This is a genomic window from Paenibacillus pabuli NBRC 13638 (assembly GCF_001514495.1).
GTDB lineage: Bacteria > Bacillota > Bacilli > Paenibacillales > Paenibacillaceae > Paenibacillus > Paenibacillus pabuli.
Genome location: NZ_BCNM01000013.1, coordinates 183,094 through 203,205 on the forward strand (window position 1 = coordinate 183,094; position 20,112 = coordinate 203,205).

Genomic DNA, 20,112 nt, shown 5'->3' on the forward strand with positions numbered 1-20,112 from the left:
TTCCGGTTTCTTCAATTTGAAGCTGATCAATCTTCGTCAATGGGTAGTGTACACTCGTCATACAATTCCGAAATGTTCTCCCACTCATCATCATCGTCAATCGTAACTAATTCCGGCATGATCTGGCCTTCACTTCCCGGCAAAACCCGCAGAAGTTCAACTTCGTCATACGGACGGAGTGAACTGCGGAGCACCGCATACTGCTGACCTTTCACTTCAAACTCGGCCAGTAAGTCATACGGATGTGATTTACCGTTCTCTTCTTCCAGCTCAACATGAGCACCAAAAGCCAGACGCAGCGAATCTGTCCATTTCAAGTCTTCGCGGCTATATTCTGTCATTTTAGTTCGCTTCCTCTTCATCTTCTGCAAGAAATGTATTAAACGTCTCCTCGACGATATCCCATTCGGCATCATCTTGGATGACGAAAAGTTTAATGTCATCGCCCTCTTCTTCATAACGGAATGCATAGACATCCGTCTCTCCATCTTCGGGTTCAACTGGAGCAACCATCATGTACTTGGCCTCCGAACCGTCCACTTCGAATTTCATGATGACTTCAAATTCCTCTTCATTACCCTCGTCATCCGCAATGTAAATAATCTCCGATTCTTCTTCCATACCCAGTTGATCTTCAGTCATTGTTGATCCCCCTCACCTTTTACTATTGGCATCCAAATAATTTTGCAAAATCAAGCTTGCGGCCATTTTGTCCACAACCTGCTTGCGTTTTTTGCGACTGACATCCGCTTCGAGCAGTGTTCGTTCAGCTGCAATGGTTGTCAGTCGTTCATCCCAAAGGTGAACAGGTAAATTCAGTTCGCCCCGCAGGCGTTCGGCAAAAGCGATGCAGATTTCACCACGCGGTCCTACGGTGCCGTTCATGTTTTTGGGAAGTCCGACCACAATCTCGCTGATCTCATGCTCACGCACAAGCTCCGCGATCCGAGCGAACTCACCTTCATCCCGGCGGCGTTCAAGTACTTCCAATCCCTGGGCAGTCCAACCGAAGGCGTCACTAGCGGCAACTCCGATTCTTCGGTCCCCATAGTCCAAACCTAATATTTTCATCCATGCTCTCCCATCCTCAAGCCTGCTCAGGTCGATTAATATTCGCCTTCTCAAGCTTCAGGCTGTCTTCTGTCGGTTCATTTCCCGCTGCCTGCATGGCTGCATCACAGCGGAAGCGATGTACATTACCGGTGATTGGCCAGATAAGAACGAACAAGCTCTTCAATCAGCTCATCGCGCTCTTTTTTACGGACCAGACTGCGTGCATTGTTGTGACGAGGGATATATGCGGGGTCTCCAGAAATCAGATACCCGACAATCTGGTTAATAGGATTATACTCCTTATCCACCAGTGCATCATATACCGTAAGAAGAATCTCTTTGGATGATGCTTCCTGCTCGTCGGCTTTCACATTAAATTTAACCGTCTTATCCATGGAGTCCATTGATGGCACCTCGCTCCTGCATGAACATGGGGACCATGTCCTGCCGAATTGATTTCTGCTTATATAATAACATATTCTGACTGCCACAAGTAAACAAAGGATAAGCCAATTGTGTTTTTTGCTTGTCCTTTACTGGCTTCCGCTTGCTGCATCATTCGATTCCACTCGCTCTTGGGTACAAAAATTGGACGGGAAGAAGCATCCCGATCCAATCTCCGTATAAACGAATAGAACCTTTTCGAACTACATTTTGGCTTTTAACCGCAACTCGTTCGATTTATGCAGTATGCTCACTAACCAGTGAAACCGCCAATTTCAGTGCTTCATCCAGCTTGGTCGCGTCCTTGCCTCCGGCTTGCGCCATATCAGGACGTCCGCCACCGCCACCGCCGCATACTGCCGCAACTTCCTTAACGATTTTTCCTGCATGCAGCCCTTGTTTCACCTGTTCAGCAGGTACAGCCACTACAAAATTCACTTTGCCATCGGCTGGAGCACCCAATACGAGTACAGCATGAGGCAATTTCACTTTTAATTCATCAGCTACTGTACGCAGGGCATCCATGTTCGGAGCATCAACACGTGCGGCAAGCAATTGTGTATTTCCTGCTTGTACCACTTGATCTGTCAATGCGCCTGCTTCCATGGCACTCAGCTTGCTTTGCAGTGATTCAGTCTCTCTGGCTGCTTCCTTCAATTGCTGATTCAGACCTTCGATGCGTTTAGGCACGTCAGCCACATTCGCTTTGAGCAGAGATGCTGATTGTTTCAGCAATTCAAGTTGACTTTCTACATACAGATACGCGCCACGGCCAGTAACAGCCTCGATCCGGCGTACGCCGGAGCCAATTCCGCTTTCGCTCACCAGCTTGAAGATACCGATCTCTGATGTATTGTTTACGTGACAGCCGCCACAAAGTTCCAAACTATAGTCTCCAACTTGAACCACACGTACGATATCGCCGTATTTTTCACCGAATAAGGCCATTGCGCCCATTTCTTTGGCTTCATCAATAGCTTTCAGTTCAATATTCACATTCAGACGATTCCAGATCTGTTCGTTTACCTGACGCTCGATCTCTGTTAGTTCTTCAGGCGTAATGCTGCCGAAGTGCGAGAAGTCAAAGCGCAGACGTTGAGGCTCTACAAGTGATCCTGCCTGATTGACGTGCGTTCCTAGCACATCCTTGAGCGCTTTGTGCAGCAAATGGGTAGCGGTATGGTTTTTGATAATATCGCCACGTTTGGATGCATCCACTTCAGCATTAATCACTTCACCCACACGCAGCTCTCCGGACTCTACCGTCACCAGATGCACGTGTTGCCCCAGCGGAGCCTTGAACAGACCTTGTACTTTTGCCGTTACCCCAGCTCCTCGCAGCAAGCCCTGGTCACTCACTTGTCCGCCACTTTCCGCATAGAACGGAGTCTTGTCCAAAATGACCTGGCAGGTCTGACCTTCGCTTACGGAGTCTACCAGCGCATCGCCGGCAACAATGGCTACCACTTTCGCTTCCGTCAACAGGTCATTATAACCAACAAACTCGCTTTTAACCTCCAGATCGGCAAGTGGTCCACCTTGAACCTTCATGCTTTCGCTTTCCTGACGGCCAGCACGTGCACGATCACGCTGCTCTTGCATGGAAGCATCGAATCCTTCACGATCTACGGTCAAGCCATGCTCTGCAGCGTAATCTTCGGTCAGGTCAAATGGGAAACCGTATGTGTCATACAGTTTGAACGCTTCCGGACCACTGATTACCGTGCGACCTTCGGATTTGGCTCCAGCACTGATGTCTGCCAGAATAGCCAGTCCGTCGCTAAGTGTTTCGTGGAAGCGCTCCTCTTCCGTTTTGATCACTTTGGCGATAAATTCTTGCTTGTCCACCACCTCTGGGTAATACACTCCCATCACTTCACCAACGGTTGTTGTCAGTTCATACAGGAATGGACGGTCGAGTCCCAGTACTTTTCCGTAACGTACTGCACGACGGAGCAGGCGGCGAATCACATATCCGCGTCCTTCATTGCTTGGCAGAACGCCATCACCTACAGCAAAGGCTACCGTACGAATATGGTCGGCAATCACTTTCAGTGCAACGTCAATCTCTACGCTGTCATTATATTTCACACCGGCAAGAGCCGCTGTTCTTTGAATCATCGGTTGGAACAGATCGGTATCAAAGTTGGAATCCACATTTTGCAGAATGGATGCAAAGCGCTCCAATCCTGCGCCAGTATCAATATTTTTGTTTGGAAGCGGTGTGTAGCTGCCGTCCTTGTTATGATTGAACTGGGAGAACACCAAATTCCATACTTCCAGGTAACGTTCGTTTTCTCCACCTGGATACATCTCTGGATCATTCATGTCATTGCCATAAGCTTCGCCGCGGTCATAGAAGATTTCGGTACAAGGTCCACAAGGGCCTTCGCCAATATCCCAGAAGTTCTCATCCAGTTTGATGATACGCTCAGCAGGCAGTCCCACTTTTTCGTTCCACAGTTTGAAAGCCTCTTCGTCTTCTGGATATACCGTCACCGAGAGACGTTCCGGATCGAAACCGATCCATTCTTTGCTTGTGAGAAATTCCCATGCCCAGGTAATGGTCTCTTCCTTGAAGTAATCTCCGATGGAGAAGTTGCCGAGCATTTCGAAGAACGTGTGGTGACGGCGAGTTTTACCGACATTTTCAATATCGTTTGTACGAATACATTTTTGGGAGTTTGCCAGACGCGGATTCTCTGGTTTCTCCCGACCGTCAAAATACGGTTTCAACGGGGCCATGCCCGCATTAATCCACAGAAGGGATGGATCATTATGAGGTACGAGCGATGCGCTTGGCTCAATTTTGTGACCTTTACTTGCAAAAAACTCGATCCATTTAGACCGGATTTCACTGGCTTTCATACGTAGTGCCCCCAATTAATTATAATAGTCCGGTGCATATTGCCCCGGGGTTGATAACAAAGTAAAAACAAACACAAAAAACGCCCCTGAATAGTCAGGGACGATTATAATCGCGGTACCACCCTGGTTACTGCTGCTCATCCCTTGCTGCGCGGATAAACAAACAATCTCCTCGTTGATGCGAAATAACGGTCGCTCCCGGCAGGGTTGTCCTGCACTCCGAAATCAGCTTTCCGCCGCTTCCACTTTCAAGACTCTTCCAGCCATCGGGCTCAGATTACATCTGATCCGAAGAAGTCTATTCTCTGAGGAAAGGAACCCTCGGCGTACTTCATTTCATCATCGATTTTTCATTCTAAACATACCCCTCCATTATATCGATATGCCTGTAGGGTGTCAACGCAACCTCGCGGATTGCAGCACTGCATCATTCAGTCGGTTCTTCGTTTGATGTAATACGCAAAAAAGTGCTGCACAATAACTTTCAGAACAGCAAAGACCGGCACCGCCAGGATCAGACCCACAATGCCCGCCAGTTCACCTCCCACAAGCAGCGCGAAGATAATCGACAATGGATGCAAATGCAGTGTCCGCCCCACCACTTGTGGGGAGATGACGTTACTCTCCAGCACTTGGCAGAGTGTGTTCACAATGACAACAAAAAGCACCATTTTAAACGATACTGTCGAAGCCATAATCACTGCAGGAGCAGCTCCAAGAAACGGGCCCAGATAGGGAACGATGTTAAACACGGCGACAATGCTGGCAAGCAGCAGTGCATAAGGCATATCAATGACGATGTAACCAATGTAGGCAAAGATGCCCACAATCACACAGACAATAAATTGTCCGCGAATATAGTTTCCCAAGGCTGTATCAATCTCTTTCATTACGGAGACAATGGCTTTGCGCCGTGAGCGAGGAAGATAAGCCACAATCGTACGCTCGAACACCTCAAAATCTTTTAACATATAAAAAATGAGAAATGGCACGATAAATACGTTGAACAGGACATTAATGGTTGTCCCGATATTATCCATCAGCGTCGTTATCCCCTGGGTAAGCCGATCCTCCATCTGAAAAAACCAGCTGTTCATGCCTGTGCGCACACTTGGCGGCATTAATTTGTGATCCATATTGTTCATCAAACTCTGGGCACGCATCGACAGCTCAGGCATATGCTCGTTCAGTTCCTCCAGCTGTTCAATCAACACCGGAATGACATTCATCAGGATGACCCCGATACAAGTGAGAAAGAAAGCATAGATTAACAGCACAGCGATAGTCCGAGGGACTTTACGCCCTCCCAGCATGCTTACAATTGGATTGAGCACATAGGATATGATGAGAGCCACGATAAAAGGGGCCAATACGGTTTTCAAAAATCCATATATATGAAGCAGCAATGGCCGCAGCAGCCAGATAAAATACAGGATAATCAATCCGAGTAGCAGCCAGATGGCATAACGGAACAGCTTGTTCTTGGTTAATTGCTCCACTTGTATCTCTCCCTTTTGGACTGGCTCTGAAAGTCAGTATATGTAAGGAAGAGAATATTTATTAACGATTTAAAAAAGCGCCCCCTTCATCATGAAGGAGACGCATCTTGTGATCCGAGATCGCATATATTCATACAAGTCCCTTGAACCACTATGTAACCGCAGCTATATACATCAGCCATCTTTTCATGACAGCATTCCATAACAGATTTTGTCATGAAACCGCATATAGAAGAAGTTATGCCGCTTACTAAGAAGAAGCATGAAGATGTGGAAAGTCTTGCGGCAGCTCTTCCCCGAAGAACAGATCATCAAGGGAACTAAGCGTGCCGTCTTCCTCCACTTGGTACACGGACATTTTCTCACCGTTCACTGTTAGTTCGATAAAGCATCCCCAGCAATAAAACTGGTGAGAACCGATTTTCCCAATATCTTTGGAACTACAATTTGGACATTTCATATTCATTCACCTATCCATTAACAGAATGAATGGCATTTTCCAAGCGTTGTTCACTCAGCGGCGGCACCATAATGGCACTTTCTCCGATGGACATATCACTTGTACATGGCAGCCATTTGCGGCCCTCAATCAAATCGGACACAAAACCGTCCGTAATTTCAATCCCTATTATTGTATTTCCCAACTCCTGGTCAAAATAAACATCCGAGACACGTCCGAGCAGCAAACCTTCTTCGGTGAGCACGGACATCTCCTTCAATTTAGTCTGGCCGAGGAGGTACGTGTGTTTTATGTCGTCGGCTCCCGTCTTGCGGACAGCCTGTTGATTACGGATCATGACGGCATCTTCGCCGTAGGCAACGATATCTTGCCACTGCACGATTTTGACATGACTGGTAAACAGGCCTTTGTTTTCAAGTTCAATGCCTTCAATTTTCCAATCGTCATTCACAATGAAATCCTGGATTTTACCGACCTGCTTCCCATCCTCAACGTCAAAAACGGCAAGTCCGATCATTTCCTGAAGCTTCATCGCAGGGTCCCCCTCATCTTCTTATCATTAAATAGTCGCGGCGCTATTGCTAGGTATGCCCAAAGTTGATGAGTGGCAATCAGGCGCCGTCCATCAAAACCGCTTCTATCCAACCGATGAAATGGAACTGCTTCCCTCCTTCTGTTCCATGTGCAAAGAGCCCCTTAGGGTCTATTACGCAGTCGTCCAAGAATGGTTCCAATTTTTTCGGCGGTTATCATGATTTCTTCCGTAGTATTACCCAACCCCCAGCTAAAACGAATCGCCGAATGTAAAAATGTCTCAGGCAGATCCATCGCTTTCAGCACATGGGATACTTCAAGGGAACCGGAAGTACATGCCGAACCGCTCGCAACAGCGATACCTTCCATATCCAGGTTCATGAGCATCGTCTCAGTGGACACTTCCGGAAAGCTGATGTTCAGGATATTGGGCAGCGTATATTGTGGATGTCCGTTGACGTGGAAACAGTTCGCTCCTACCTGCTTCTCCAGTTGTTCCAGCAGCAATGATCGTAAAGCCAGATCATGTTCACGACGCGCCCCGAATTGCTCTCCTGATATTTTCAATGCCTCCGCAAACCCCGCGATGCCCGCGATGTTCTCGGTACCTGCCCGGCGTTGTCGTTCCTGAAGGCCACCGTGTGATCTGGCTTCCAGTACGATTCCGCGCCGCACATAGAGTGCACCCACACCTTGAGGCCCATTAATTTTATGAGCAGAGAAACTGATCAGATCCACAGGCAGTTCCTTGCAGGAAATGCCCTGGGTGCCTAGAGCCTGAACAGCATCGGTATGGAACAAAATATCATGCTGACGGGCAAGCTCACCCACCTCGCGTATAGGCTGAATCGTGCCCACTTCGTTGTTGGCATACATCATGGTAATCAGTACTGTATCTGGCCGAATGGCATCTTCCAGCTCTTCCAGACGTATTCTTCCGTATTCATCTACAGGCAAATAAGTTACGTCATAGCCTTGTCTCTCCAGCTCCTGGCAAGTATGCAGTACCGCATGATGTTCAATGGCCGTTGTAATGACGTGCCGTCCCCGTTCTTTTCTCGCTGAAACTGCGCCAAATATCGCCAGATTGTCACTCTCCGTGCCGCCTCCGGTGAATACGAGTTCATCAGGGAAACAACCCAAAGACGCCGCAATGACATCCCTTGCTCCGCTGACGGTCCGTTTGGCTTCCCGCCCGAAGGCATGGATACTCGATGCATTGCCATATTGCCCTGTCATAACCTTCATCATCGCTTCCGCGACTTGTGGGTGCATAGGTGTCGATGCGGCGTGGTCCAAATATATTCTTTTCATTGATTTCACCCCGTTATATGTTGGAATTCTATCTTTTCATGATGTGTAAATTGGAAATCAAAACGGATGCTCAATTGTCGCATCTTCGTGTATAATGTTATATATCCATTTCCAAAAGGAGAGATAGACATGAGCGATCCCGTTCTCAGTCAGATTCTGAATCAGCTTCAACAAATGGACAAGCGTTTCGACAACATTGATGGCCGTCTTGAAAAGATCGAAGACAGGCTTGACACTATGGATGGCAGACTCGATACCATGGATGGCAGACTCAATACCATGGACGGCAGGCTCAACGTCATCGAGGAACAAACCAAAAATATTCCACTACTGCAACAGGCCGTTCTGGAGACACTGGAAATTTCCAAACGTCTCGAAACTTCACAATTTTCTTATGAACGTAAAGTAACTACTGAATTGAACATTCATCAGCACAGCATTGATATTTTGAACCGTCGTCAATTGCGTATAGAAGCAGATATAGAAACACTCAAACATCGTTAGAATCTTGAACTTCTGACTACATCGTTCCCGTTCTCAACCTCGAAAACTGTGTATTCTTAAGTTCATTATTACATACGCCTATTCATTTCAGGTTATCGTTTAGAAGTGGAAGAATTACAAAGTAGCTTGTTGCATGGCTAAAGCCCCCAATATGGGGGCTTTAGTGTGTCATCTGTGATGCTCATCATCAACGATGTTAAATATAGAACATGTAGGAGTCTTTTTGCTCCTGATCCTGGAATGTAATCAGATCCTTCAGCGTTGTTGAATCCAGTACTTCTGCAATGCTGTCACGGATGCGCAGCCACAAGTCACGCTTCGCTGGATCATCTTCCTCCGTGAAATCCACTGGAGAGATTGGACCTTCCAGTACACGAATGACATCCCCAGCAGTTACGGTAGCAGGATCCCCTGCCAGGATGTAGCCCCCGTAGGCGCCCCGAATACTTTTAACCAGTCCTGCATTACGCAGGGGAGCAATCAATTGCTCTAGATAATGTTCCGAGAGCTGGTTGCGCTCGGCAATACTTTTCAAAGATGTAGGGCCTTCGCCTATTCTGGCTGCCAGCTCCATCATGATTGTGAGGCCATAACGGCCTTTTGTCGATATTTTCAAAGGAGGCACCTCTTTCCATTTTCAAAAAAACAAGTTGTAAAATATTAAATAACAGGATGTGGTCCAAGACTGCTTTCCAGAAATCCGCCACAGCGGGATATGAAAAATACAGACCAAGTCCTACTAATCCTCCGTATTCCGATCATAACCCTCAGCTAATGTTAACATATCTGCATGCTTTATGGAAAAGAAAGATTGACGATATTCCAAAAATGTACGCCTGGAGTGGACACTATCCAAAGTTGGCCGGGTGTATCGTAACTTGAGTCCGGTTATGCTAGAATAAGAAACGAAACACATTTATATATAGAAATGGTGATAACGATGTCCAAAACAATTGAAAATACACGGGTCGTCGTTGGCATGTCCGGAGGTGTCGATTCTTCCGTCACGGCACTGCTGCTGAAGGAGCAGGGTTACGATGTCATCGGCATTTTCATGAAAAACTGGGATGACACAGACGAGTTCGGCCACTGTACCGCTGAAGAGGATTCAGAGGACGTACGCCGGGTTTGCGAACAGATCGGCATTCCATACTACACTGTCAACTTCGAGAAAGAGTACTTTGATAAAGTATTTACCTATTTCCTTGATGAATATAAGTCCGGTCGGACTCCAAATCCGGATGTCATGTGTAATCGCGAAATCAAATTCGGCGAATTCCTGAACAAGGCACTGGATCTCGGCGCTGACTATGTGGCTACAGGCCACTATGCCCGCCTCATTGAAGAAGATGGAACGTTCAAGCTGCTGCGCGGTGTGGACAGTAACAAAGACCAAACATACTTCCTCAATGCACTGAATCAGAACCAGCTGTCCAAAGCCATGTTTCCGATTGGTCACCTTCCGAAACCGGAAGTGCGCAAGATTGCAGAAGCAGCTGGCCTCTACACCGCGAAGAAAAAGGACAGCACAGGTGTCTGCTTCATCGGCGAGCGCAACTTCAAAGAGTTCCTGAGCAACTACCTACCTGCCAAAGGTGGAGACATGGTTGACATTGCGACCGGTGAAGTCAAAGGCCGTCATGACGGTCTGATGTACTACACACTTGGACAACGTCAAGGGCTTGGCATTGGCGGTTCCGGTAATGGTGAACCTTGGTTCGTGGCTGACAAGGATCTGGAGAAAAATCAACTGCTTGTCGTTCAAGGCGATGCACATGCCAGTCTGTACTCCACCGGTCTGACTGCAACAGGTGTAAACTGGATCGCAGGTGCAGCACACATGCCTAATGTGCCATTCCGTTGTACCGCAAAATTCCGCTATCGCCAGCCGGATCAGGGTGTAACCCTGACATGGCAGGAAGATGGCAGTGTAGATGTACAGTTTGACCAACAGCAAAAAGCGATTACGCCTGGTCAAGCCGTTGTGTTTTATGATGGAGATGTATGTCTCGGCGGCGGAACGATCGATCAGGTTCAAAAAGTGCCTGTGCCGGCGCTGCAATAGATTCAATAACAGAAATGAATCCATCCCCATATGGATTTTGCACAATACCCTGTATTCCTATAACAAAAGCCATCTTTCATGTATACCATGACGGATGGCTTTTTTCCTTCTTTTCCCTGCAAAAAAAATAATTATTTTCACTTATGCAGCCAGCCACACCCCTGCAAAAGAGGCTGCAACCCCCATCAGTACCGAACTGGTGACGTATATAACTGCTCTTAAGTAACGTTCCTGCCCCATCAAACCAATGGTTTCATATCCAAACGTAGAGAATGTGGTATACGCTCCGCAAAATCCAGTACCCCCTATCACCCAGAATACGTCCGGGATTGAAGCTGACTGATGCCAGCCATAGAGCAATCCAAGTAACAGAGAACCACTGATATTAATGACCCACGTCCCCCAGGGGAAGGCCGCTCCTAGCGAACCGGATATCCATCGCCCCAGACTGTAGCGAAGCACCGCACCCAACATTCCTACAAGACCTATCCAGATAATCAAGGTGCAGCACCGTCCTGCATCGGTTTATTCAGCATTCGCTGTCCAACCTTAATCCCCAATGCACACAGCAGCAGCCCTGCAAGTAAACTCACAACGAGGTATATAGCAGCCTTACCCCACATCCCTCCTCCAGATAAACGGACCATATCCAGAGTAAAGGTGGAGAATGTGGTAAGTGCACCAGTAAACCCCGTACCAATCGCAAGGCGAAGTTGAGGCGTTATTTTGCCTGGAACAGCTATGGTGAAGAACCAACCCAAAAACAGGCTCCCGATCGCATTGATCAGCAGCACTGCCCAAGGGAAGCCATCATTAGCAGCTGGCATCGATAACTGTACCCCATATCGGCATAACGTACCCAAAAGTCCACCGATTCCAATACAGAATATTTCTTTCATCGTTCAAGCATCTCCCGGGTCATCGATCTTACAGCTCTCTGCGCCGCTGCTGATTTAGACGAATCTTGGATTCATTGCCTTGTTCCGTTGCTTCATAGAAAATGCGGCGTGAGAGCTGTTTCGGTAAATATTCCTGCTTCACGTAATGGCCCGGATAATTGTGCGGGTATTGGTAGCCTTCATGTCCCAGCTTCACTGCACCGGAATAATGGGTATCTCTCAAATGAAGAGGGACCTCAGCCGATTTCACCTCATCAATGGCATTCATCGCTTTCGAGATCGCAGTGTACACCGCATTGGACTTCGGACTTTCAACAGCAAACAGGATTGCTTGAGCAATGTTCAGCTTGGCTTCAGGCCAGCCATTATTGCGATAAGCATCCAGTGCCCCAATGGCTTGGGTCATCGCCTGCGGATTCGCAAGCCCAATATCTTCACTGCTGGCCGCAATCAGACGACGGATAAACGTCATCGGGTCCATGCCTAGCCTCTCTACCGCATACAAAAACCAGAACAGTGCCGCATCACTGGAACCCCGGATGCTTTTATGAAATGCCGACAATACATCATATTGCGTCGATTCATCTGCCTTTACAATCGGACGACGGATAGATTCTTCAGCTACACCGAGTGTAATGTGAATCGAGCCATCCTTCTCTGGCGGTGTAGTCAGTGCAGCAAGTTCCAAGGCGTTCAGCGCACGCCGAATATCGCCATTCGCCATCGTCGCAATATGCTCCAATGCCTCGTCGTCTGCCTGCAGATCCATGAAACCCAAACCTTTATCTGCATCCGTCAGTGCCCGGCGCATCGCAATCAGCGAATGCTCTTTGTTCAAAGACTCCAGTTGAAACAGCGTGGAACGGCTCATCAGGGCCCCATTCACATAATGAAAGGGGTTCTCTGTCGTAGCGCCGATAAAAATAATCGTGCCCTTCTCTACGGCGGGCAGCAGCGCATCCTGACGCGAACTATTAAAGCGGTGCACCTCATCAAGGAACAAAATGGTTTTTGTTCCGTACAACTGTTTGTTCGTTTGCGCCTGCTCGATGACTTCACGTACATCTTTGACGGAAGCATCCACCGCATTCAGACGGACGAACTGCCCTTGGGTATGCTGGGAAATGATATGTGCCAGGGTCGTCTTGCCGCATCCCGGAGGACCATATAACAATATGGACGAAATCTGATCAGCCTCAATAGCGCGCCGAAGCAATTTTCCCGCTCCTATAATGTGCTCTTGCCCAATATATTCATCAAGCCGCTCTGGCCGCATACGGTCAGCAAGCAGTCTTGCCTGAGGTTCTGAATCTTGCTGAAACGAAAATAAATCCATTGCTCATCACTTCCTTAACGGATTGCCTTAACTTGTTCCTTCATCATCCTGATTAATTGCTGTTCTCTATCATATCATACTCCCGCGGCAGCATACCCATAAATGCGCCAAGCGCACTGCTGACAAAGGCATCCTTGCGAGTAATAAAACGAGTCATCATACGATTCATGCCGACCGGGAGTGTGTGCTTGCGCAGTAATCCATTTTCGATCTGATGCCGAATGACAATCTCGGGTAACAGCGAAATTCCCATGCCGGACGTGACACCGCTAATAATCGCTTCTAGGGTTCCAAATTCCATTATGACCGGACGGCTTACCCCGCTGACCGATAACCACTCCTCCAAAATCTGACGATAGGAACATCCCATGCTGTAGACCAGTATGGGTTTGCTTGTGAGTTCTTCATCCATAGGACCCATTCCGGAGGAGACAATGTATAGTTCCTCGTCGAATACGGGAGTAGAAGCAAGATCAGGGTGATCACATGAACAGCCTATAAAAGCCCCTTCCAATTCATACCCAATCACCTGGTCCATAAGCATTTGGGAATTGCCTGTAGTCAAAGATAAGGAGACCGCCGGGTGTTGTTTATAATATTTTGCAAAAAGCTCAGGTAAGCGTACCGCTGCGGCAGTCTGTGTGGAGCCAATGCGTAGTGACCCAGTAGGTTCAATGGTAGAACTCAACGCTTTACCAGCCTCATCGAGCAGGCCTACAATTTTATCCGCGTACGTTAGCAGCATCTCACCTGCTGGCGATAAAGTCATTCCCCGATTATGACGGATAAACAATCGTGTTCCTACCTCAGCTTCCAGATGTCTGATCCTTGCTGTGACATTGGACTGAACGTAACCGAGGCGCACCGCAGCCCGGGTCAGATTCCCTTCCTGTGCAACACATTGAAATATTCTTAAATCCCCGCTCTCCATTGTAAACCTCCCAACTAGGACTGTATCCATTCAGATATCATTTGAAATGATGGCTAATCCATTAACAATCATTATACAGTACAGCTGCTGCGAGCTACAATCGGGGTAGATCAGAACATAGCCAAACACAGTAGCTTCCTATTCGCTGAGTTTATTGAAGGAGTGTTAATAATGATGAACTGGATGAACACCGTGGCTTTGGTAACCGGAGGCGGTACGGGTATAGGTCGAGCTACCAGTATACTGCTCGCTAATTATGGAGCTACCGTTGCCGTTAATTACTCTCGTTCCCAGGATGAAGCTGAAGAAACTGTGCAGCATATTTTGGATGCGGGAGGTTATGCTTTTGCAGTTCGGGCTAATGTGGGTTCCGATGTCGAGGTTCGCCAGATGATTGCCGCTATTACTGAAAAAGTCGGACCTGTAACTGCACTTGTAAATAACGCCAGCATTACGCATCATATCCCGATGAAGGATCTGGAATCTGTTACGGATGAAATATGGAATGAGCTATATGACGTCAATGTAAAAGGCATGTTTTACTGCGCACGAGCAGCCGCAAAAGGAATGCAGCAGGCAGGCCAAGGAGCAATCGTTAACCTCGGCAGTATTGCTGGCAGCACAGGATCAGGGTCCTCCCTTCCTTATGCAGTTTCCAAAGCAGCAGTGCACGGCTTAACCAAGTCTTTGGCACATGCGCTATCTCCCGATATCCGGGTTAACGCCATCATTCCGGGTGCGGTCGCGACCCGTTGGTGGGCAGGAAAGGAAGAACAGATGCATCGTCTGGGCGGTGAGTTATTGTTGCAGCGAATAGCAACTAGCGAAGACATCGCACATATGATATGCGCCGCACTGGATCAGCCGTCCATGACCGGACAACTGATTACAGTAGATAGCGGTCAGACGTTATGAGCATGTCGAGAAGTCAAAGGGAGGAAGCCTGATGAAGCCTTTAAAATATACGTTCCTGATCATCGTCACCACGCTCATCATGGGAACCTCTTTTCCCGTAGGCAAAATCGGTATGATGTATGCACCTCCCTTTTTATTAATGGGACTTCGCTATATATTAGCTGGAGCATTACTTGCCTGGATCATCAGAAAACGCCCCATGCCTGTGGGCTGGAAACAGTGGATGCAAATCGCCGTAATCGGTCTGTTCCAGTCGGCGGGAGTGATGGGCTGTGCCTACTACAGCATGAACTGGATCAGTTCGGGGGAATCTGCCATTATTACGTTTACCAACCCCTTGCTTGTCATCATCCTGAGTGCTGCTCTATATGGTGTTTCCTATCGTTTTAGCCAATGGACCGGCGTGATTCTCGGATTTGTCGGAGTGGCATTGACCTTTGGTTTCCATCTGAGCTTGAGTCCTGGGACGTGGATTGGGTTTGGCGGCGCTGTCTGCTTTGCTGTATCCACGCTGCTCATTAAGCGCTGGGGAGCTGCTCATGATACGTTTGTGCTCACCGCTTACCAGATGCTCGCTGGTGGCACGGTACTGCTTATACTGAGCCTCTTTACAGAGCAACCTCATTTTATCGTCAATACCACGTCCATCGTTGTCCTGGTATGGCTGACGATTTTCTGTTCCATCATTCAGTTCACACTTTGGTTTTATTTGCTGCAAAACACAGATCCCGCTAAAACCAGTTCCTTTCTTTTTCTGGCGCCGCTGTTTGGACTGCTGTCGAGCTTCGTCTTGTTGAAAGAGCATGTCGGCTGGATCGTCGGTGCTGGGGGGATAATGATCTGTCTGGGCATTTTCCTGGTTAACCGTCATCCCGCAAGTCATAACTCAGCTTTGGATAAAGCAGGTGTCACCACACACCGATCTGCATCTTAATCCGGCAGACCGAGCAGCATCCAACCGCAACCAAAACTGCAAATACATCGGGTTAGGAATTCACAACAGACCGCACAAAAAAAGCATGGCACTAACTTTATAAGCGCCATGCTTTTCTCATATTGAAGCTATGTTCCACAAACAAGTGTTCACTCTGCCTCGCTGTCAGGCCAACCCTGAATGGCAACGGACTCGCCCTCCGAATTGTGAGTTGCAGCAGCATAGCCCGGCAATGGGCCGTCGTGGAATAACCACAGTTCGTGCAATGCACGTGTACAGCCAACGTACAGCAGTTTCGCATCACCCGCATTGCCCAAATAATGCTTCTCATCGGCATCCGCTACAATAACTGCATCAAACTCCAGTCCTTTTGACAAATAGACAGGTAAAACGGAGTGTCCGCCGGTGTACTGTTTTTTGCCGCCATCAATCAAGTTCAGATCCCAGCCTGCCGCCTGGAGTTCATGATGAAGCTCCTTTGCCTCATGGAGGGTACGGGTCAGAATGGAGACTGTGCGGTAGTCTTTAACCGTTAACAGCTTCAGAGCCTGTTCAAGGCTGGCTGTGCGCCCTTCACTACTGTATGCCAACGTCCGTACAGGATCACCACTCCGGAATACCGGAATCGCCGTAATCCCGCTCTTGACGCCCCGCTCCAGAATCGTATTGGCATAATCGATAATTTCCATCGTCGAGCGATAACTCCGGGTCAATGCAAAGTATGCATTCTGTTCTTCGGGGAACAGTGCACTCATCTCTTCCCACGCATGAACACCACGGTACTCATGAATACCTTGGGACAGATCCCCTAATATAGTGAAGGAATGACCTTTGACGAACTGATCCAATAATGCCACATGAAAAGGAGAAAAATCCTGCGCTTCATCAATAACGACGTGATCGAATCGCTCGGGGCCCTCAATATCATGAACCAAGGTATGAATGTACACCAATGCAGGCAAATCCTCTTCACGGATGATATCCTGCTTCAGATCTGCTGCCGTCTGCTTCATTACCAATTTGGGAATAAGCCCGGTGAGCGAGGCAGGTACCGAACCGCCTTTAACAACCTTGAACAGCTGTTTGTACAGCGTAAGCGGTTCATATTGAGGCCATTTTTTGGCGTAAGCCTTCTCACGGGTTGCTGCTTTCTTTTTACGCTCTTTGCGAACGGCTTCAGGGGAAGGTTTCTTGAGTTCCATCTCAATCCAGCGGTGAATACGCGCCATCACCCGCTCTTTGCGTTTCGCCAGCGGATAATGTTTGTATTCTTCCCCGAACCAATTCTCAATCTCGGCTTTGCTGAGCACGGCACCATCCCATGGACTGAAGTCCATATCAGGCACGGATTCCTCTTCCATCCCCGACAGCCACTCCCGGATCAGTTCCATGAAGCGGATCGAGCCTTTGTAACGCCCAGGCACATCATCATTGAGTTCAGGACGTGCATCCGGCTTTTCAAACCAGGTGTTCAATGTCTCCGACGGGTCTGCCAAAGGCAGGTCGAGCCCCAGCAGGTTCATCGCCCAATCCGGGAATGTACGCTGCTGAATATCCCCCACACCGAGCTCCGGGAGTACATCCGATATGTAATCCAGGAACATGTGGTTGGGTGCGAAAATAACCATTTTCTCCGCTGATACCTGCTCCTTGTACTGATACAGTAAGAAGGCAAGGCGATGCAGTGCGACGGTTGTTTTACCCGAACCGGCCACACCCTGAATGATCAATGCGGTGTTTCTCGCCGCACGAATGATCTGATCCTGCTCCGCCTGAATGGTGGATACGATATCACGAAGCTTATTATCCTTGTTCTCTCCCAATCGATACACGAGGAATTCATCTGATACGGCTGGCTGGTCGCTGTCCCGATTGTACGTGTCTGCCACACGTTCCAATATACGCTGCCGAATGACAACGTTTCGTTTCAGATAAACCAGTCCTTCAATGAGTCCCTCCGGGGCTTCATACGTTGCGGAGGCTTCCCCTCCGGTAAATGAGTAAAACAGGCTTGCGACAGGAGCACGCCAATCGATGACGAGCGGATGCTCTCCCACCTCTTCGCGGTCTACGCCGATTTTACCAATATACAGCGGTTTCCGTGCACCACTGCCCTGTTCTTCGAAATCCAAGCGTCCGAAATAGGGTTGCTGCGCGCTCTTGGACAAGGCGGTGCGGCGCTCTTCGCGTCCCGCTTCCAGCACTTGCTCTGTGAAGTCGTGGCCGGTATACACCGGAGTATTCTGCAGCCGTTCCAGCTGACGATCCACTTCCTCCATCGTTCGCTCTAACCTGTACTCTTCTTCTTGATAGGCACTTTGAAAGCTGTCTGACATGTTTCAGTTACCTCCTAAGAATATGTTTTGCTCTGCATAGTCAATCACTGACGACACAAAAGGATACCCACTATATCATATTGATGTACAAAAAGCTACAGTAACCCGGATAGCCAAATGAAAGAAACCGCTGTTCCTGTTCGCAAAGAACAGATGAACAACGGTCATCCTTTTACATCATTCCAGTCCAGAATCCGACTTCCCTTCCTGTGCCACAAATTGCTTCTGAGCCAGCTCACGGTACACCGGATGTGTACTGATCAGCTCCGCATGAGTTCCGGTTCCTGTCACATGGCCCTGTTCCAGAACAACAATCTGATCGGAATCGACGACAGTGGACAATCGGTGGGCAATGACAACCGTTGTTCGGCCTTCCATCAGGTTAGTCAAAGCCTGCTGCACTTCAAATTCCGAAGTACTGTCCAGACTGGAGGTTGCTTCATCCAACATCAAAATATCCGGGCTGCGTAGCAATGCACGCGCAATGGCAATCCGCTGACGCTGCCCCCCAGACAGCTTAATTCCCCGTTCGCCCACTTCCGTATCATAGCCTTGAGGCAACTTGTCGATAAAGTCGGCAGAATAGGCCATCTCAGCAGCTCGACGGATCTCATCCTTCGTGACTTCACGGTCCAATCCGTACGTGATATTGTCTTTGATCGTGCCCGCCATAAGCGGACTTTCCTGAGATACATACCCGATTTTGCTTCGCCAGGAGGCTAATGAATAATCGGTTATAGCTTGTCCACCATACGTTATACTGCCCGACCCAGGAAGATAGAACTGCTCCAACAGAGAAAACAACGTTGATTTCCCGCTGCCACTCGGACCGACAATCGCCGTCACTTTTCGTGCCGGAACGGTCAGATTAATGCCGTGCAGCACTTCTTCCCCTGTGACATAGGAAAAATGCAGGTTGTTGAATGCAATTGTCTCATTGCCCTTTGGAGCAGACGTTGTACTGTGACGTGGTTCTTCCTCATGTGCAAGGATAGCCTGAATGCGTTCGGTTGCACCGACAACTTTTTGCAAACGGGAATACAGTGTCGTAAATTGCCCCATCGGCATAATCACCTGAAACAACAGCAGAATGAAGGCTACCAGTTCCCCTGGAGATAGCAATCCGGAGGCCACCCGCATGCCACCAACACCTAGAATTACAACCAGTACAGCCGTCATGACAAACGTAAAGAGTGGACCAATCAATGCCAGAATCCGAGCTTCCTGTAGTCCAAAAGCAAACATCTTCCCTATACGGGAATCTCCCGCATCCGCTTCCCGTTTCTCTGTGCCATACGCTTTTACCAATCGAATCTCGCCAATCACTTGGCTGAGCACGGATGTAAGGCCTGCCATTTCGTCCTGCTGCTTTTTGGAGATTTTGTACATTTTACGTCCGACAGGCAGCAGGATCAGCAGCGTTAACGGCACCAGACTCAGGATAATGAGTGACATAACCCAATCCAGATAGAAAAGTAGCGCCACGCCGCCTACAACCGCAACGATGTTGGATACAAAAGAAACGAGATAATCCGCAATTAACGTCATAATCTGACTCGTATCATTTGTAATTCGACTCATCGTATCCCCCGTACGATTTCGGTCGAAATAGGGCATCGGCAGGGACAACACCTTGTTCCATAGCTTTGTTCGCAGTGTTGCAACCACCCGCTGACCTGCATAGTTCAACATATAGATGCTGATGCCTGAAGCGATGGCCTGAATAACAAATGCCCCCAGCAGCAGAAAAATAACGGACTTGTTCAGCGCGGACATCGTAAGCCCGTCTATGAGGCCTTTGGTCATCAGGGGCACAATTAGACCCGCTGTCGTCTGAATAAGTGTCAAGATTAAGGCTATAACCAGAATAAGCTTCGGTGGATCTGTGGCAGCAATCAGCTTCACAAAATCCTTAAATCCCTTTTTCCCTACTTTTGATTCAGCTTGACCCGCTTGCTCTTGTCGCTGCTCTTCCATTTCAGTTCCCCCGTTCTACCCTTGTTCACCAGAGATCATACGT

At 48.4% G+C, this 20,112-nt stretch carries 21 protein-coding genes; 4 read left to right on the forward strand and 17 right to left on the reverse strand.

The window, feature by feature from the left end; all coding sequences use genetic code 11:
* Positions 1-26: 26 nt before the first annotated feature.
* The 10 genes from PPA03S_RS18595 to PPA03S_RS18635 form a co-directional block, all read right to left on the reverse strand.
* A complete protein-coding gene (locus PPA03S_RS18595; RefSeq protein ID WP_024633076.1) occupies positions 27-341 on the reverse strand; it encodes a DUF1292 domain-containing protein in 315 nt (104 codons plus the stop codon).
* A gap of 1 nt (position 342) precedes the next feature.
* Positions 343-642: a DUF1292 domain-containing protein gene (locus PPA03S_RS18600; protein ID WP_062325013.1), complete on the reverse strand. Its 300-nt coding sequence runs from the start codon at positions 640-642 to the stop codon at positions 343-345.
* Positions 643-654: 12 nt separating this feature from the next.
* Positions 655-1,071, reverse strand: a complete 417-nt coding sequence (gene ruvX / locus PPA03S_RS18605) for a Holliday junction resolvase RuvX (RefSeq protein WP_024633074.1) — start codon at positions 1,069-1,071, stop codon at positions 655-657.
* A gap of 16 nt (positions 1,072-1,087) precedes the next feature.
* Positions 1,088-1,228 carry a hypothetical protein gene (locus PPA03S_RS33720; RefSeq protein WP_157284245.1) on the reverse strand — a complete coding sequence of 47 codons (141 nt, stop codon included), beginning with the start codon at positions 1,226-1,228 and terminating at the stop codon, positions 1,088-1,090.
* Positions 1,197-1,457, reverse strand: a complete 261-nt coding sequence (locus tag PPA03S_RS18610) for an IreB family regulatory phosphoprotein (protein WP_024633073.1) — start codon at positions 1,455-1,457, stop codon at positions 1,197-1,199. The genes PPA03S_RS33720 and PPA03S_RS18610 overlap by 32 nt, the downstream gene beginning before the upstream one ends.
* Before the next feature lie 277 nt (positions 1,458-1,734).
* Positions 1,735-4,365 (reverse strand): alanine--tRNA ligase, encoded by a 2,631-nt coding sequence (gene alaS, locus PPA03S_RS18615; RefSeq protein WP_062325015.1) that lies wholly within the window; start codon positions 4,363-4,365, stop codon positions 1,735-1,737.
* A gap of 431 nt (positions 4,366-4,796) precedes the next feature.
* A complete protein-coding gene (locus PPA03S_RS18620) occupies positions 4,797-5,864 on the reverse strand; it encodes an AI-2E family transporter (protein ID WP_062325017.1) in 1,068 nt (355 codons plus the stop codon).
* Between the two features lie 250 nt (positions 5,865-6,114).
* Entirely contained in the window at positions 6,115-6,324 is a 210-nt protein-coding gene (locus PPA03S_RS18625) for a YrzR-like zinc ribbon domain (RefSeq protein ID WP_024633070.1), read from the reverse strand.
* Positions 6,325-6,334: 10 nt separating this feature from the next.
* Positions 6,335-6,856: a PRC-barrel domain-containing protein gene (locus PPA03S_RS18630; RefSeq protein ID WP_062325019.1), complete on the reverse strand. Its 522-nt coding sequence runs from the start codon at positions 6,854-6,856 to the stop codon at positions 6,335-6,337.
* Positions 6,857-7,020: 164 nt separating this feature from the next.
* Complete coding sequence (locus PPA03S_RS18635; RefSeq protein WP_062325020.1) at positions 7,021-8,172, reverse strand: cysteine desulfurase family protein; 1,152 nt, start codon at positions 8,170-8,172, stop codon at positions 7,021-7,023.
* 129 nt (positions 8,173-8,301) lie between these two features.
* On the opposite strand from PPA03S_RS18635, the gene PPA03S_RS18640 reads away from it, so the two are divergent.
* On the forward strand, positions 8,302-8,676 hold the full coding sequence (locus tag PPA03S_RS18640) for a hypothetical protein (protein ID WP_062325022.1): 375 nt from the start codon (positions 8,302-8,304) through the stop codon (positions 8,674-8,676).
* 196 nt (positions 8,677-8,872) lie between these two features.
* On the opposite strand, the gene cymR is transcribed toward PPA03S_RS18640, so the two are convergent.
* Positions 8,873-9,292: a cysteine metabolism transcriptional regulator CymR gene (cymR, locus tag PPA03S_RS18645; RefSeq protein ID WP_062325025.1), complete on the reverse strand. Its 420-nt coding sequence runs from the start codon at positions 9,290-9,292 to the stop codon at positions 8,873-8,875.
* Between the two features lie 324 nt (positions 9,293-9,616).
* Here cymR and mnmA point away from each other — a divergent pair, with 324 nt between their 5' ends.
* A complete protein-coding gene (gene mnmA / locus PPA03S_RS18650) occupies positions 9,617-10,741 on the forward strand; it encodes a tRNA 2-thiouridine(34) synthase MnmA (protein ID WP_062325027.1) in 1,125 nt (374 codons plus the stop codon).
* 141 nt (positions 10,742-10,882) lie between these two features.
* Here mnmA and crcB read toward each other — a convergent pair whose 3' ends face one another.
* Genes crcB through PPA03S_RS18670 form a run of 4 tightly spaced genes read right to left on the reverse strand, consistent with a single transcriptional unit; the run spans position 10,883 to position 13,907 of the window.
* The gene (gene crcB / locus PPA03S_RS18655; RefSeq protein WP_082704221.1) at positions 10,883-11,242 is read right to left on the reverse strand and encodes a fluoride efflux transporter CrcB; all 360 of its coding nucleotides are present in this window, start codon (positions 11,240-11,242) and stop codon (positions 10,883-10,885) included.
* The gene (locus PPA03S_RS18660; protein WP_062325029.1) at positions 11,239-11,640 is read right to left on the reverse strand and encodes a fluoride efflux transporter FluC; all 402 of its coding nucleotides are present in this window, start codon (positions 11,638-11,640) and stop codon (positions 11,239-11,241) included. Before PPA03S_RS18660 ends, crcB begins: the two co-directional genes overlap by 4 nt.
* Before the next feature lie 28 nt (positions 11,641-11,668).
* Positions 11,669-12,976, reverse strand: a complete 1,308-nt coding sequence (locus PPA03S_RS18665; RefSeq protein ID WP_062325031.1) for a replication-associated recombination protein A — start codon at positions 12,974-12,976, stop codon at positions 11,669-11,671.
* A gap of 52 nt (positions 12,977-13,028) precedes the next feature.
* A complete protein-coding gene (locus PPA03S_RS18670; RefSeq protein ID WP_062325033.1) occupies positions 13,029-13,907 on the reverse strand; it encodes a LysR family transcriptional regulator in 879 nt (292 codons plus the stop codon).
* A gap of 174 nt (positions 13,908-14,081) precedes the next feature.
* Between PPA03S_RS18670 and PPA03S_RS18675 the strand changes: the two genes are divergently transcribed.
* Entirely contained in the window at positions 14,082-14,822 is a 741-nt protein-coding gene (locus tag PPA03S_RS18675; RefSeq protein WP_062325123.1) for an SDR family NAD(P)-dependent oxidoreductase, read from the forward strand.
* A gap of 31 nt (positions 14,823-14,853) precedes the next feature.
* On the forward strand, positions 14,854-15,756 hold the full coding sequence (locus tag PPA03S_RS18680; protein ID WP_068964162.1) for a DMT family transporter: 903 nt from the start codon (positions 14,854-14,856) through the stop codon (positions 15,754-15,756).
* Between the two features lie 149 nt (positions 15,757-15,905).
* Here the strand turns inward: PPA03S_RS18680 and PPA03S_RS18685 are convergent, their stop codons facing one another.
* The gene (locus tag PPA03S_RS18685) at positions 15,906-18,092 is read right to left on the reverse strand and encodes a HelD family protein (protein WP_062325035.1); all 2,187 of its coding nucleotides are present in this window, start codon (positions 18,090-18,092) and stop codon (positions 15,906-15,908) included.
* A gap of 177 nt (positions 18,093-18,269) precedes the next feature.
* Positions 18,270-20,069, reverse strand: a complete 1,800-nt coding sequence (locus PPA03S_RS18690) for an ABC transporter ATP-binding protein (RefSeq protein ID WP_062325037.1) — start codon at positions 20,067-20,069, stop codon at positions 18,270-18,272.
* Positions 20,070-20,112: the final 43 nt, after the last annotated feature.